This window comes from Bacillus sp. NS1 (assembly GCF_058248265.1).
This window is the reverse complement of record NZ_JBZAZF010000003.1, coordinates 572,959-586,712: the sequence shown is the minus strand read 5'-3', so window position 1 is coordinate 586,712 and position 13,754 is coordinate 572,959. Positions and strand designations below refer to the sequence as shown.

The window sequence follows — 13,754 nt, the reverse complement described above, 5'->3', positions numbered from 1 at the left end:
CCTCCTATATTCCAATCACAAAATAATAAGTTCTTTTGGGGAATGGGTGATTGTCCGGTTGCCGTTTTCTGTAATCACGATGTCATCTTCTATGCGGACACCGCCTGTTTCTGGTATGTAAATGCCCGGCTCCACTGTGACCACCATGCCCGGTTCAAGGATAGCTGAAGATCTGACGGACAATCCCGGCGATTCATGAACTTCCATGCCGAGCCCGTGCCCGGTTGAATGGCCGAAATATTCACCGTAGCCTTTTGCAGCAATGTGATCCCTTGTAAGGGCATCAGCCTCTTTTCCTGTCATCCCCGGCTTAATATGTGCGACGCCAAGCGCCTGAGCATCAAATACGACCTGATAAATCTCCTTCAATTGATCACTGGGCTGACCTACAGCGACCGTACGGGTAATATCAGAACAATATCCTTTATAATAAGCGCCGAAATCAAGCGTAACAAGGTCTCCACTTTCAATCAGTTTGTCACTGGCCACACCGTGCGGAAGGCTTGACCGAAGGCCCGAGGCGACAATCATATCAAAAGAAGAGCTGTCAGCTCCCTGGCTTCTCATATAAAACTCCAGCTCATTAGCAACAGCGATTTCAGAAATGCCGGGTTTCATAAACGTCAAGATATGTCTGAAGGCATCATCTGCAATCTTCGCAGCTTCCTCTAATATCTTAATCTCTTCACTAGACTTAATCAAGCGCAACTTTTCTACCGATTCAGCCACAGGCACTAATTCAGCCTCACTGACAACCGCGCTGTACGAAGCGTATGTGCCGTATGTCATGCTGTTCTGTTCAAAGCCAAGGCGCTTGATGCCGAACGCTTCAACCGTGTCGGCAGTGGTCTGAATCAAGCTGCCGCCATGTTCAATGATCTCAAAGCCCTTTACCTGCACCTTCGCCTGCTCTGTATAACGAAAATCCGTAATAAACGCTGCCCTGTCACCTGATATAACAGCCAGGCCCGCCGAACCTGTAAATCCTGTCATATAGCGTACATTTGTGCTGCTTGTAATCAGCATTCCGTCAATCCCCAGCTGTCCAAACAGATTTCTTATTTTCTCTAGCTTCATCTTTATTCTCCCCCTTGCTGGCTTAATAAGTAGCGAACAGCAAGCTTGTAGCCTTCAGCTCCAAGACCGACAATCTGCCCTTTCGCAACCGGAGCGATAACCGACTGATGCCTGAACTCCTCCCTGGCGTATAAGTTTGATAAATGCACCTCAACTACAGGAAGACTGATACTTGAAATAGCATCCCTGATCGCATAGCTGTAATGAGTCAGGGCGCCGGGGTTCAGAACAATCCCGCCGTATTGCTCCTCAGCCTCATGTATCGCATCTATCAAATCACCTTCGTGATTAGACTGGAAGAAAGTGAGCTGGATATGTAAGGCTTCTGCAAATTGAAAAAGATCTGTTTCAATATCGGTCAGTGTCTGGCGGCCGAATACCTCCGGCTCACGCTTCCCCAGCCGATTGACATTCGGCCCGTTCAAAATTAAAAAATGAGGCACATGAATCTCTCCTTTTCGCGAGGGTTTCTCATGTAAAAAATGTTCACTTCTCGTGAACATTTTATCATACTGAAAAAGGATAATACACTATTCTCTATGCGTTCCCAGCGCACGTGCCAGCTTTTCCGAATTCAGCTCATTGTATTCAAATGAAATAGAATAACCGACAAACAGCCCGTAAAGCAAATAGATGCAAATAGTTGTAATAACTGTATCTGCTTTCAGTTCGGTCACCGCGCGAACATCAGGAAAAATCGGATTAAAAACAAAAAACACGAGCAGCCAAAGCAGCAAGCCATATAAAACACCCGGCCACATTGTTTTTAAACGTTTCAATAGAAGATAATAAAGAAACGCTGCGCCAATTGAAAGAATGCCGATCAAAATGATGCTGATTACGGTTCCCAGTCCATGTTTTTTCCACTCTCCGAGCACAAACGGCTGCAAAATCATATTCGGACTGATTTCAGAAAAATGAAACAAATATGCAATATAAGCAATGAAACTCCATAACACGCCTCCGCAAAAACCTGTTGCCGCCACCCTTCCGGCCATTGGAACAGGCGGCCCTTGCTTCTCATTCAGTTGTTGATCTTGTTCTGTATCTTTTTCGCTTGTCATCATGGCACCTCCAGTTAAAGTGTGCCCAAAAAATAAAATGTCAATAAAAAAGCTCACACTTTTTGACAGCAGAGAGTAAAATTTGAAAATAACGGGTATAATGCATGTAGAAAAAGCATGGCTATGGCAATTTTTCAACCTGTCAATCTAGAGGTTTAGCGCTGTTTCCTGTACAATAGAGTGAAAGGAAATGGTTAGCAATCCTAAAGAAATAGGCAGGTTGATAATATGTCAAAACATAAAATTCCGCCCGCTTACGGCGGGCAAGCAGTTGTGGAAGGCGTTATGTTTGGCGGAAAGCATCATTACGTTACGGCTATCAGAAGAACGAATGGGAGCATTGACTTCTTTAAGCTTCCACGCAAACACAATCCGAAACTGAACATCGTTAAAAAGATACCGTTTTTACGGGGGATCGCGGCCATTATTGAAGCGAGCGCAAACGGCACAAAGCATTTGAATTTTTCGAGCGAACGTTACGGGCTCGATCCATCTGAAGACGAGACACTTGAGCAGGAAGAAAAAAAAGCCTCCGGGCTGTCTATGTATCTCAGCCTCGCGGTAATCGGCGTCTTATCATTTTTGTTCAGTAAGTTCGTATTTACATTGGTACCTGTTTTCTTAGCTGAACTGACAAGGCCGATTTTTTCATCGGACATAGCGCAAATTGCGGTTGAAAGCCTGTTTAAGTTGATTTTGCTGCTCGGTTACATTTATTTTTTGTCCATGACACCGCTTATTAAAAGAGTGTTTCAATATCATGGAGCCGAACATAAAGTCATAAACTGTTATGAACAGAATTTGCCAATTACAGTGGAGAATGTTCAAAACCAATCCCGGCTTCATTACCGCTGCGGATCCAGCTTTATTTTATTTACGATTATTGTCGGCATGTTTGTCTATTTGCTTGTTCCGACAGATCCGCTTTGGCTGCGTGTTATAGATCGTGTTGCACTGATACCTGTCGTACTCGGCATATCCTTTGAAGTTCTGCAGCTGACAAACAAAGTTCGTGATATTCCCGGACTGAAATTCCTTGGCTACCCGGGTCTCTGGCTTCAGCTGTTAACAACAAAAGAACCTAAGGATGACCAGGTTGAAGTTGCCATCGAAAGCTTTAACGAACTTCTCAAACTCGAAGAAATGTCTGAACAAAATCAGAAGCCTTCTCACAACGTCATCTAGTATCCGTTGCCCTGCTATTACTTTCGGAGGTGGACAGTTATGAATCATCGTGTACAACCTATTATTGCTGTATTAATTGCGCTGGGAGCATTCGGTTTCCTCTATGTGCTGGTAACCAATCCCGGAGAAATGGCAAAAATGGCGGTAACCGTCATCGTGGCAGGTATCATTATTTATTTTATTGTGAAATATGTAATGAATCGAAATGCGGGCAGCGAAGGAGCGGCCTTCAAAAAAGCGGCGAAACAATCGCGGCGCCGGATGAAAGAACAAAAAGCAAAGCACCGCGCCGGACATAAGGGACGTGTCAGCCACCTGCGAAGCGTTCCGAGCGCCAGCAAGCCTAAGCCGATGATTCTCAAGAAAAAAAGCCAGACTCAGCTGACTGTTATAGAAGGGAAAAAAAATAAAAAGAAAAACAGAGCGCTTTTTTAATAGGTCCACTGTTTTAAAAACTGCTCTGTTTGTCTTTTACCTAGCTCAATCAGGGCTAGTTTTTTTTGTTGTGTTAAATGAAAATCGGTTGCCATTACGTCGTCAACGGGCAGAAAAATGATGTTTTGTTCATAGCGTGACGCAATATGCCTTGCGTCATGTGCATCCTTCATCGTTTCAAACAGGGCGCCAAACAGTTCGAAAGCGTTGCGGATATTTTTTTTCGGACGCTCTCTTTCCCGCGGCGCAAGCGTTACACCGATTACAGGGCGTTTTTTTTCCTTTGAAAACAGCCAGATTGGAAAATTGCTTAACACCCCTCCATCAACTACCGTGGCGGTGCCTGTGTCCGTTTTTAATTTTATCGGTTCAAAGAAATACGGAATGCTGCAGCTCATTCTTACTGCTCTGGCAACAGGAAACATATCGGGATTTAGCCCGTAACGCACCAAATCGTCTGGCAAAACAATCATGGTGCCGTTTGTCAGATCAGAAGCGATAAGGCGCAGAGACCCTTTCTGCAAATCACCGAAAACCCTTATGCCTTTCGCTCTTAACAGATCAGCAATCCATTTTTCTATCGTGTCGCCTTTGTATAAGCCGAGACGCCAGTAGATGGACACCCACTGGAGCATCTTTAAGGGGAGAAATGAGTATCTCTGGTCCAGCAATTTCTCTCCGTCCACTTCTTCAATCAAAGCGTGGATTTCCTTACTGGTGTAACCTGAGGCAATGAAAGCGGCAATAATTGCGCCCGCGCTTGTACCCGCAACCCTTTTAAACCGGAAGCCTTTTTCCTCAAGTGCTTCATAAGCGCCTGCCAGCGCAATGCCTTTTACTCCTCCGCCGGAAAACACACCGTCAATATACATCTCATTCCCCTCCCCCTCCATCCAATCGTTTATTACCATTTTAAGAAAATACGCGAAGAAATAGACCAACGAATGACGCTGTGCGCAGTGAATCAAAAAAGACGGCCTCCTTTGAGACCGCCTTTTTACTGATTATGATGTTCTGTTTTCTTTTGGACTGATTTCAGATCTTTTTTACGGGCATCATCTTCTTCAAAATATTGAACAAGATCTCCGATGCGATCAATGCTGTTCCAGCTTAAATGATGTTCGATTCCTTCGACATCGTTATATATTTTCTCTTCATCAACACCAATGATTCTTAAAAACTGCTCAAGCAATTCATGTCTGTATACCAGCCGTTTGCCTATTTTTTTCCCTTTAGACGTTAACACGAGACCGCGATATTTTTCATAAATTAAATATTCGTCTTTATCTAGTTTTTGAACCATTTTTGTTACAGAGGAGGGATGGACTGCCAATGCTTCCGCGATATCGGAAACCCGTGCATATCCTTTTTCTTCAATCAGCATATAAATCTGTTCAATATAATCTTCCATACTTGGTGTTGTCATCGAAACCCTCCCAAAAAGCACCTTAACTTTATAAACCATTACAAGTTTACACTAATGAACTTGAAAAAACAAGGATGCTTCGCGGGACAAAAGCCCTGTTTACCGCTTATAATTCCATTCATCTGAGGCGTATTTTGTTTCTGCCAAGTGATGAACAAAATCAAGCTCTTCCTGGGACAGTTCGTACGGCTCCAAATGAATGTTAAGGCCTGTTTCAAACCCTTCTTTAAAGGCTATACGGGCCTCATCCATCGTAACCCGCTTATCGGTGATTTCATTAATGGCAACCGCTTTATTTTTGAAATTGCGCTGCATCCGCTCTCTGACTCTTTCACTTGGATATAAGAACAGATCGAACAGCTTGTCCTCATCCAAATCAAGCAGAATGGAGCCGTGCTGAAGAATCACGCCTTTTTGTCTTGTTTGCGCGCTTCCTGCCACCTTGCGTCCCTCGACCACCAGCTCATACCATGAAGGCGCGTCGAAACAAACGGATGACCGCGGATTTTTTAAGCTTTCTTTTTCTTTCTCGGTTCTCGGGATCGCAAAGTAAGCGTCCAGACCAAGATTTCTAAAGCCTTGGAGTATGCCTTCTGAAATGACTCGGTATGCCTCAGTGACCGTCGCCGGCATTTCGGGATGTTCTTCTGAAACAATCACACTGTATGTCAATTCCTGATCGTGCAGAACACCTCTCCCGCCGGTCGGGCGTCTGACGAATCCGAGATTATACTTATGTACTGCTTCAAAATTGATTTCCTTTTTAATATTTTGAAAATACCCTACAGAAAGAGTCGCCGGATTCCAGCCGTAAAAACGGATAACCGGGGGAATTTTCTTTTCGCTGTGCCAATATAAAAGCGCTTCATCAAGCGCCATATTGAATGCAGGACTTGCATTGCCTGAGTCTATAAACCGCCAAGTTTCTTTTTCCATTTTGAGACCTTCCTTACCGTTTTAATAGAATCAGTTTATCAAACTGCCGGGAAAATGAAAATATTTTCGTTCCATTATGGATGACAATCGCGCTGTGCTTTACTATAATAGTATTTGTCGAAAACAGCTCTATGGCCTTGTTTTATGCAGCAGGGTTTTGATTTTATATGCTAAAGGAGTAGAATCACATTGTCTAATATGATCGTTCTGATTATTTTTGCTGTGTTTATCGTCTATATGATTGCTTCATATGTTTATCAGCAGCGAATTATGAAAACACTTACGGAAGAAGAATTCCGCGCGGGTTACCGCAAAGCGCAGCTCGTTGACGTTCGTGAACCGAATGAGTTTGAGGGCGGACATATTTTAGGGGCCCGCAACATCCCGCTGTCCCAGCTAAAACAGAGAAAAAATGAAATCCGTCCGGACAAGCCTGTCTATCTGTACTGCCAAAACAGTGTCCGCAGCGGACGCGCGGCACAAACCCTGCGCAAAAACGGCTGCACTGAGATTTACAACCTAAAAGGCGGCTTTAAAAAATGGGGCGGAAAGATTAAAGCGAAGAAATAAAGCAAAACAGCTGTCTATTACAGACAGCTGTTTTTATTTATCTTTCTTCCTTCTCATATCTGAGCACCGGGTGTCTCGCAGCTTTTGTTTCGTCCATTCTTTTTACAATCGTCGTATGCGGCGCCTCCTGGACGAGTTCCGGAGTTTCCTCTGCTTCCCTTGCAATTTGAATCATAGCGTCGATAAACGCATCCAGTGTTTCCTTTGATTCCGTCTCTGTCGGTTCAATCATGATACATTCTTCAACATTAAGCGGGAAATAAATCGTAGGCGGATGATAGCCGAAATCGAGCAGCCGTTTTGCAATATCAAGCGTACGCACTCCCAGCTTTTTCTGCCGCTTCCCTGACAATACAAATTCATGCTTGCAATGACGGTCAAATGGAAGATCGTAATAAGGCGCGAGCTTTCTCATCATATAGTTCGCGTTTAACACTGCGTTCTCAGTAACAGCCTTTAGCCCGTCTGGCCCCATGGAGCGGATGTACGTATACGCTCTGACATTAATGCCGAAGTTGCCGTAATACGGCTTCACGCGCCCGATCGAGTGAGGGCGGTCATAATCAAATGTAAAGTGTCCTTCCTTTTTGATTAAAACTGGTTTTGGCAAATAAGGAATCAGATCTTTTTTTACGCCGACAGGGCCTGAGCCGGGACCCCCGCCGCCATGAGGGCCAGTGAATGTTTTATGCAGGTTTAGGTGCACCACGTCAAATCCCATATCTCCCGGTCTCGCTTTGCTTAAAACCGCATTTAAATTAGCGCCGTCGTAATACAGTTTCCCCCCTGCTTGGTGAACAATTTCTGCCATCTCGGTAATCTGTTCCTCAAACAAGCCGAGCGTGTTCGGATTCGTCAGCATAAGAGCAGCAGTTTCTTCATTCACCGCTCTTTTTAAATCCTCCAGATCGACAAGCCCATTTTCATTTGATTTCACCGTCACCGTTTCAAAGCCTGCTACTGTCGCTGAAGCAGGATTCGTCCCATGCGCGGAATCAGGAACAATGACCTTCGTCCGCTTGAAATCCCCGCGTGCTTCGTGATAGGCGCGGATCATCATCAGCCCCGTCCATTCGCCATGCGCCCCGGCAGCGGGCTGAAGCGTGACCTCGTCCATTCCCGTTATTTCCTCAAGGTGCTTGCTTAAATCATATAAAAGCTCTAAAGCGCCTTGCACCGTGTCTTCATCTTGAAGGGGATGAATCGCAGCAAAACCGGGGATTCGCGCGATTTTTTCATTTATTTTCGGATTGTATTTCATTGTGCAAGAACCGAGCGGGTAAAAGCCGGAATCCACCCCGTGATTACGTTTGGACAGCGCTGTATAATGGCGCATAATATCCAGCTCGGACACCTCCGGCAGCTCAGCGTCCTCGTCACGAATATAAGTGTCTGATAATAGATCCTCCAACTCGATTTCCGGTACGTCGAGTTCTGGCAGACTGTAGCCGATACGGCCTTCTCTGGAAAGCTCAAAAATAAGTGCCTGATCCTGATTACTCATGGCGATCCCCCACTTCCTGAATGAGTGCGTCGATTTCTTCTTTTGTTCTCAGCTCCGTTACAGCAATCAGCATATGACATTCCAGCTCCGGATACGTCAGTCCAAGATCATATCCACCGATGATGCCTTTTGCCAGCAAACGCTGGTTCACAGCTTTCACCGGTTCATCCAGTTTGATGACAAATTCATTAAACATCGGTCCGTCAAACATAACGGTAAGGCCTGCTTTTTTTGCTTCTTGCTTTGCATAGTTGGCTTTTAAGAGATTTTGGCGGGCGATTTCTTTCACGCCGTTTTTCCCGAGAGCAGTCATGGCGACAGAAGCTGCCAGCGCATTTAAAGCTTGGTTCGAGCAAATATTTGATGTCGCTTTATCCCGGCGGATATGCTGCTCTCTGGCTTGTAAAGTAAGCACAAAGCCTCTTTTTCCGTTTTCGTCTTCCGTTTGTCCGACGAGACGGCCCGGCACCTTTCTCATTAATTTTTTGGTGACCGCAAAAAAACCGCAATGCGGGCCGCCGTATGCTGAAGGAATGCCGAAAGGCTGCGCATCACCGACGACGATATCAGACTGGAACTTTCCAGGCGGAGTGAGGAGTCCTAGCGCAAGCGGGTTGGATGATACAATAAACATGGATTTCCCTTGATGAGCGATAGGCTCAATATCCTTTAACGGCTCTACCCGGCCAAAAAAATTCGGGTACTGAACGATCACTGCGGCTGTGTCCTCGCAAACAGTTTGGCGCAAAGCATCAAGATCGGTAACGCCATCTGCAGCGGGGACTTCAACGACTTCAATATACTGACCTTTTGCGTACGTCTTCAGCACTTCTCTCGATTCAGGGTGCACGGTTTTTGATACAACGATTTTTTTCTTTTTCGTGTGGCCTGAAGCAAGCATTGCCGCTTCCGCCAAGGCTGTTCCGCCATCATACATAGAGGAGTTGGCGATATCCATGCCAGTCAGTTCACAAATCATCGTTTGGAATTCAAAAATGGCCTGAAGTTCCCCTTGTGAAATTTCCGGCTGATACGGCGTATACGCCGTATAAAACTCAGAGCGTGAAATGACATGATCCACAATGACAGGCTGATAGTGATCATATACGCCTGCTCCTAAGAAAGACGCATGTTGTACCGTATCACGATTTTTAGAGGCCAGCTTTGTCAGTTCTCTTGTTAATTCCGTTTCTGACTTCGCTTTTTTAATTTGATACTCTTTTTTATATCTGACGTTTTCCGGTATATCAGCAAATAATTCATCGATGCCGCTTACGCCGATAGCGGCAAGCATTTCCTGTTTATCCTCTTCTGTTGCGGGCAAATAACGGTGCTTCATGTGTTGACTCCTCTCCCCAAGAAAAAATATTAGCGTTTATAAAATGGTGTTTTAACAACCTTTGCTTTCACTAATTTTTTGCGAATCTCCACCTCTACAACTGTCCCCATTTCACTTGCTTCCGCAGCAATTAGGGCAAGGCCGACGTTTTTCCCTAATGTCGGTGACTGCGTGCCGGTTGTCACCTTTCCAACGGACTTGCCATTTTGGAACACTTCATATCCATGCCGCGGTATCCCTTTTTCAATCATTTCAAGACCGACAAGCTTTCGTTTCGCCCCGTTTTCTTTTTGTTCGCTCAATACCGACTTACCAAAAAAGTCAGACTCTTTTTTGTGCTTTACAGCAAAGCCAATACCTGCTTCAATCGGTGTAATATCCCGGGTCAGCTCCTGGCCGTAGAGCGGGAGCTTCGCTTCAAACCGGAGCGTATCACGTGCGCCGAGTCCGCATGGAATCAGTCCGTATGCTGCCCCTGCATCAATGATTTGTTTCCAAATATACGCCGCATCATCCGTGCGGCAGTAAATTTCAAACCCGTCCTCACCCGTATAGCCGGTGCGCGAAATAAGTGCTTTGCAGCCGCTGATATCAGCTTCATCAATAAATGCAAACGGCTTTAATGCAGACACATCTGAATCTGTCAGATTTTTTAAGATGGTTTCTGCTTTCGGCCCCTGTACAGCCAAGAGCGCGATTTGATCTGACTGATTGTCAATCTGAACATCACCTGCTGCATGTTCCTTCATCCAAGCCAGGTCTTTATCTATATTAGAAGCGTTAATGACAAGCAGATAGCGGTTTTCTCCTTTTTGGTAGACAAGCAAATCATCGACGGTTCCGCCATCCGGGTAGCACATCGCCGTATATTGCGCACGGCCTGGCGCTAATAAGGAAACATCATTTGTCATCAGCCTTTGCAAAAAAGGCAAACTATCGTTTCCGGACACTTCGACTTCTCCCATATGAGACACATCAAACAGCCCGGCCGCAGTTCGGACAGCCTCGTGTTCCTTTTTTATGGAAGAAAATTGAACAGGAAGCTCCCAGCCCCCAAAATCAATCGTTTTCCCTCCATATTCCTTATACAGTTTAAATAACGGCGTTCTTTTCAGCATCGAATTCCTCCCCTTTTTCAACGGCGCAGCTAAAAACACATACAAAAAAGGACAGAGAAACACCTCATGTAAAATGAAGGTTCTCTGTCCTGGCACCTGAAAGTTTACTTTGCATTTGCAAAGACGTCCCCTTTGGTGGCTTGCGCATCCGCACAAACACTCTCCAGAGTTGCGTCGAGCAAGAGTTCTTTTGCCTGAGAGATTCACTCCGCAGTTTGCTCCTTCGGCGCCTGTATCCCGAGGTTCTCGGTCAGGTCTCTCCCCTTGCTGTCATTCGCTCATATTTTCATGCTGTTATGGACATACTATAGCAATATCTTACATCAAATACATACTCATATCCTACCATCATCACTATATGCTGGGCAACAGCAATTTGGGCAGATTTTTCTTATATTGTTCATTTTAAGAATCGAAGAATAAGAAAGGCGGTTACAAGCATGAACGCAGAAATGATCTACGATGCAAAATGGCCTGAAGAATTCGCTGAAAGACTGAAAAACGATGGCCCATGGGCGAACTGGGAACTGTACAAGCTCTCTGCAGAAATCCAGAAAACATTAGCCATTCCTGAATTTGAAGGCTTACGGGCCCCTTTATACCTGCCTTCCTTTACACCGCTCCCCCACCAGCTTGAGGTGGCGCAAAAAGTGGTAGAAAAAATGAATGGGAAAGCGATTTTAGCAGATGAGGTGGGTCTCGGGAAAACGGTTGAAGCCGGACTGATTCTAAAAGAATATATGATTCGCGGTTTAGCCAAAAAAATTTTGATCCTTGTGCCCGCTTCCCTTGTATCTCAGTGGGTCAAAGAGCTTCAGGAAAAATTTTTGATCCCGGCTGTTGAACAAAAGAAAAGCTACGTGTGGGAGCAATGCGATATTGTCGTCTCATCAATCGACACCGCAAAGCGCTCGCCCCACCGGGAAATTGTGCTGTCCATCCCATATGATCTCGTCATTATTGATGAGGCACACAAACTGAAAAATAGCAAAACGAAGAACTATGAATTTGTCCGGAATCTCGTAAAAAAATATTGCCTGCTTCTTACCGCAACGCCAATTCAAAACCGTATCGAAGAAATTTTCAACTTGGTGTCCTTATTAAAGCCTGGCCATTTAGGCAGCCAGAATCACTTCCAGGAAGAGTTTGCCAAGAAGAAATCCAGTATAGAAGCACATGAGCATTTAAAAGATCTTGTGAATAAAGTCATGATCCGCAACAGGCGGCATGACACCGGGCTGAATTGGAAACAGCGCCATGTTGAAACAGTGCCGATAGAATTTTCTCCATCAGAGCAGGCGCTTTACGATGAAATTTCCAGCCTGAAGGAGGGCATCAATAAGCCGGCCAGCATGTTCTCAATTATGACCTTGCAAAGAGAATGCTGTTCGAGCAGGGAAGCGGTGTATATGACGCTGAAAAAAATGCTTGATCAAAAAGAGAAACAAGCACCGGCCATTGACGAGCATACCATTTCGGTTTTAATAGATCGAATCAATCAAGTGACACAAAACTCTAAAGCGCTTCAAGTGGTTGACCTGATCAAAAAGATAGACGATAAGGTCATCATTTTCACAGAATACCGGGCCACCCAGATTTACCTGCAATGGTTTCTTCAGCAAAACGGCATCAGTTCTGTGCCATTCAGAGGAGGATTTAAACGTGGGAAAAAAGATTGGATGAAGGATCTCTTCCGCGGAAAGGTTCAAGTCCTGATTGCAACTGAAGCAGGCGGTGAAGGGATCAACCTGCAATTTTGCAATCACATGATCAACTATGACCTGCCATGGAATCCGATGCGTCTTGAGCAAAGAATCGGAAGAATTCACAGGCTCGGGCAGGAGCGTGACGTGCACATTTACAACATGGCAACAAAACATACAGTGGAAGAGCATATTTTAAAGCTGCTATATGAAAAAATTCATTTGTTTGAAAAAGTGGTCGGCGAACTTGATGATATTTTAACGAAAATTCAAGTGAACAATTTTGAAGAGCACCTGCACGATATTTTGTACCATTCAGCAACTGAAGAAGAAATGAAAATAAAAATGGATAACTTAACCTCATTTTTGTCTTATAAAAAACAGCAGCCTGCTGAAAAAAGAGGATCTTAGCCTGTAAGGAGGTTTTATAAGTGAGACAGCAAGAGGTTCACGATTTTCTGCTGCGTTTTTTTCAAGCAAACAGCTGCCCAATCGTTGATCAAGGTTCAGGCTATATGACCGTGCAGCTTACAGTTGAAATGGACAAACAAATCATGAACCGCCCTTTCTACTGGCACTGGCGCGAGAAGACAGGCGGCGATCCAAATCCGATGAAAATCACTTTTATTACAGATAAAGAAACTGCTCCAAAAGACCTAGACGGCGAATTTATTTATTTTGGGGCGCCGCGCCTTTTTCAAATGTTCAAAGCTGTTAAACAAAATGGGAGATTTACCAGAATGTATGAGAAAATTGAATCAGCCGGAGCCAAAGTTCCACTTCAGCCTTGGCTTGGTATAAATGTCACGATTTCATACCAGTCCGACATGAAAAAGGATAAGCTATTGTCACTAGGCCTTCACCTAGTCTCTGGAACCATAATTGAAGATTTTCACAGCAAGCTGACACAGCTACCACTGACGTCTCAAATATGTGACTATTGCTTCACCATATCGCCTATGATCAAACCAGAAAGCGGCCTTAAGCGGATGGAAAACTATATTGCAAAATCCGCCATGCAGGAGCCGTCAGACTGGGCAGAACAGGCGGTAAGCAGGTGGAAAAATGATATGTCATTGCTTGACAAATTTTATGAGCATATAGAAGAAAAACCAGAAGAGTATCATCTAGAAAAACAGGCACTGAAAGCCTTGTATCAACCAAAGATATCAGTTGAAATTGAAAATGGCGGATTATTTTATCTGCAAAATAATATTTCAATCTAACTTTTTTTACCATTCGACATCGTTCTCGTTTTTTTTGAAAAAATGCGATTATAATAAAGGTATATTGGAAAAAAATTCTGGCAATTTCAATGGCAAATGACTTCCAGAGACCAATGAAGCATACAATGAGTCATGGCCGGACTGGCTGAAATACATAAACAAGTATTTTAG

The 13,754-nt window shown here is 44.5% G+C and carries 14 protein-coding genes and 1 riboswitch; of the genes, 5 read left to right on the top strand and 9 right to left on the bottom strand.

Annotated elements, in window-relative coordinates; genetic code table 11:
- Positions 1 to 15 precede the first annotated feature (15 nt).
- The 3 genes from papA to AC4CV5_RS13465 all read right to left on the bottom strand — a co-directional run bounded on the left by papA (position 16) and on the right by AC4CV5_RS13465 (position 2,144).
- Positions 16 to 1,077, bottom strand: coding sequence for an aminopeptidase PapA (gene papA, locus AC4CV5_RS13475; RefSeq protein ID WP_166850935.1), 1,062 nt, complete (start codon positions 1,075 to 1,077; stop codon positions 16 to 18).
- Positions 1,078 to 1,079: 2 nt separating this feature from the next.
- Positions 1,080 to 1,520: a type II 3-dehydroquinate dehydratase gene (gene aroQ / locus AC4CV5_RS13470; protein WP_166850932.1), complete on the bottom strand. Its 441-nt coding sequence runs from the start codon at positions 1,518 to 1,520 to the stop codon at positions 1,080 to 1,082.
- A gap of 87 nt (positions 1,521 to 1,607) precedes the next feature.
- Complete coding sequence (locus AC4CV5_RS13465; RefSeq protein ID WP_166850929.1) at positions 1,608 to 2,144, bottom strand: YqhR family membrane protein; 537 nt, start codon at positions 2,142 to 2,144, stop codon at positions 1,608 to 1,610.
- 225 nt (positions 2,145 to 2,369) lie between these two features.
- On the opposite strand from AC4CV5_RS13465, the gene AC4CV5_RS13460 reads away from it, so the two are divergent.
- Both AC4CV5_RS13460 and AC4CV5_RS13455 read left to right on the top strand, forming a co-directional pair.
- Positions 2,370 to 3,326, top strand: a complete 957-nt coding sequence (locus AC4CV5_RS13460; RefSeq protein ID WP_222143145.1) for a DUF1385 domain-containing protein — start codon at positions 2,370 to 2,372, stop codon at positions 3,324 to 3,326.
- 39 nt (positions 3,327 to 3,365) lie between these two features.
- Complete coding sequence (locus AC4CV5_RS13455; protein ID WP_003226367.1) at positions 3,366 to 3,761, top strand: SA1362 family protein; 396 nt, start codon at positions 3,366 to 3,368, stop codon at positions 3,759 to 3,761.
- Here AC4CV5_RS13455 and AC4CV5_RS13450 read toward each other — a convergent pair.
- From AC4CV5_RS13450 to lipM, 3 genes are all read right to left on the bottom strand, one after another.
- Positions 3,758 to 4,633 (bottom strand): patatin-like phospholipase family protein, encoded by an 876-nt coding sequence (locus AC4CV5_RS13450; protein WP_166850923.1) that lies wholly within the window; start codon positions 4,631 to 4,633, stop codon positions 3,758 to 3,760. The two genes, AC4CV5_RS13455 and AC4CV5_RS13450, sit on opposite strands and share 4 nt — an antisense overlap.
- A gap of 125 nt (positions 4,634 to 4,758) precedes the next feature.
- Positions 4,759 to 5,187 carry a transcriptional regulator MntR gene (mntR, locus tag AC4CV5_RS13445; RefSeq protein WP_166850920.1) on the bottom strand — a complete coding sequence of 143 codons (429 nt, stop codon included), beginning with the start codon at positions 5,185 to 5,187 and terminating at the stop codon, positions 4,759 to 4,761.
- 99 nt (positions 5,188 to 5,286) lie between these two features.
- A complete protein-coding gene (lipM, locus tag AC4CV5_RS13440; RefSeq protein WP_490922995.1) occupies positions 5,287 to 6,123 on the bottom strand; it encodes an octanoyltransferase LipM in 837 nt (278 codons plus the stop codon).
- A 189-nt stretch (positions 6,124 to 6,312) separates the two neighbouring features.
- Between lipM and AC4CV5_RS13435 the strand changes: the two genes are divergently transcribed.
- Positions 6,313 to 6,693 carry a rhodanese-like domain-containing protein gene (locus AC4CV5_RS13435; RefSeq protein ID WP_166850914.1) on the top strand — a complete coding sequence of 127 codons (381 nt, stop codon included), beginning with the start codon at positions 6,313 to 6,315 and terminating at the stop codon, positions 6,691 to 6,693.
- 37 nt (positions 6,694 to 6,730) lie between these two features.
- Here the strand turns inward: AC4CV5_RS13435 and gcvPB are convergent, their stop codons facing one another.
- Genes gcvPB through gcvT form a run of 3 tightly spaced genes read right to left on the bottom strand, consistent with a single transcriptional unit; the run spans position 6,731 to position 10,654 of the window.
- Positions 6,731 to 8,197 carry an aminomethyl-transferring glycine dehydrogenase subunit GcvPB gene (gcvPB, locus tag AC4CV5_RS13430; RefSeq protein WP_490922993.1) on the bottom strand — a complete coding sequence of 489 codons (1,467 nt, stop codon included), beginning with the start codon at positions 8,195 to 8,197 and terminating at the stop codon, positions 6,731 to 6,733.
- The gene (gene gcvPA, locus AC4CV5_RS13425; RefSeq protein WP_222143148.1) at positions 8,190 to 9,536 is read right to left on the bottom strand and encodes an aminomethyl-transferring glycine dehydrogenase subunit GcvPA; all 1,347 of its coding nucleotides are present in this window, start codon (positions 9,534 to 9,536) and stop codon (positions 8,190 to 8,192) included. Before gcvPA ends, gcvPB begins: the two co-directional genes overlap by 8 nt.
- 29 nt (positions 9,537 to 9,565) lie before the next feature.
- Complete coding sequence (gcvT, locus tag AC4CV5_RS13420) at positions 9,566 to 10,654, bottom strand: glycine cleavage system aminomethyltransferase GcvT (RefSeq protein ID WP_326221573.1); 1,089 nt, start codon at positions 10,652 to 10,654, stop codon at positions 9,566 to 9,568.
- 172 nt (positions 10,655 to 10,826) lie between these two features.
- A riboswitch (glycine riboswitch) is annotated at positions 10,827 to 10,928 on the bottom strand.
- Between the two features lie 166 nt (positions 10,929 to 11,094).
- Here gcvT and AC4CV5_RS13415 point away from each other — a divergent pair.
- Both AC4CV5_RS13415 and AC4CV5_RS13410 read left to right on the top strand, forming a co-directional pair.
- On the top strand, positions 11,095 to 12,768 hold the full coding sequence (locus AC4CV5_RS13415; RefSeq protein ID WP_326221571.1) for a DEAD/DEAH box helicase: 1,674 nt from the start codon (positions 11,095 to 11,097) through the stop codon (positions 12,766 to 12,768).
- Positions 12,769 to 12,788: 20 nt separating this feature from the next.
- On the top strand, positions 12,789 to 13,583 hold the full coding sequence (locus AC4CV5_RS13410; RefSeq protein ID WP_222143151.1) for a YqhG family protein: 795 nt from the start codon (positions 12,789 to 12,791) through the stop codon (positions 13,581 to 13,583).
- The last annotated feature ends 171 nt before the right edge of the window (positions 13,584 to 13,754 follow it).

What these genes read in the sequence shown, in the direction of transcription:
- AC4CV5_RS13450 (WP_166850923.1), bottom strand. Translation starts at nt 4,633, where the DNA reads ATGTATATTGACGGTGTGTTTTCCGGCGGAGGAGTAAAAGGCATTGCG.
- gcvPB (WP_490922993.1), bottom strand. Translation starts at nt 8,197, where the DNA reads ATGAGTAATCAGGATCAGGCACTTATTTTTGAGCTTTCCAGAGAAGGC.
- gcvT (WP_326221573.1), bottom strand. Translation starts at nt 10,654, where the DNA reads ATGCTGAAAAGAACGCCGTTATTTAAACTGTATAAGGAATATGGAGGG.
- papA (WP_166850935.1), bottom strand. Translation starts at nt 1,077, where the DNA reads ATGAAGCTAGAGAAAATAAGAAATCTGTTTGGACAGCTGGGGATTGAC.
- AC4CV5_RS13460 (WP_222143145.1), top strand. Translation starts at nt 2,370, where the DNA reads ATGTCAAAACATAAAATTCCGCCCGCTTACGGCGGGCAAGCAGTTGTG.
- AC4CV5_RS13455 (WP_003226367.1), top strand. Translation starts at nt 3,366, where the DNA reads ATGAATCATCGTGTACAACCTATTATTGCTGTATTAATTGCGCTGGGA.
- AC4CV5_RS13415 (WP_326221571.1), top strand. Translation starts at nt 11,095, where the DNA reads ATGAACGCAGAAATGATCTACGATGCAAAATGGCCTGAAGAATTCGCT.
- lipM (WP_490922995.1), bottom strand. Translation starts at nt 6,123, where the DNA reads ATGGAAAAAGAAACTTGGCGGTTTATAGACTCAGGCAATGCAAGTCCT.
- AC4CV5_RS13465 (WP_166850929.1), bottom strand. Translation starts at nt 2,144, where the DNA reads ATGATGACAAGCGAAAAAGATACAGAACAAGATCAACAACTGAATGAG.
- gcvPA (WP_222143148.1), bottom strand. Translation starts at nt 9,536, where the DNA reads ATGAAGCACCGTTATTTGCCCGCAACAGAAGAGGATAAACAGGAAATG.
- mntR (WP_166850920.1), bottom strand. Translation starts at nt 5,187, where the DNA reads ATGACAACACCAAGTATGGAAGATTATATTGAACAGATTTATATGCTG.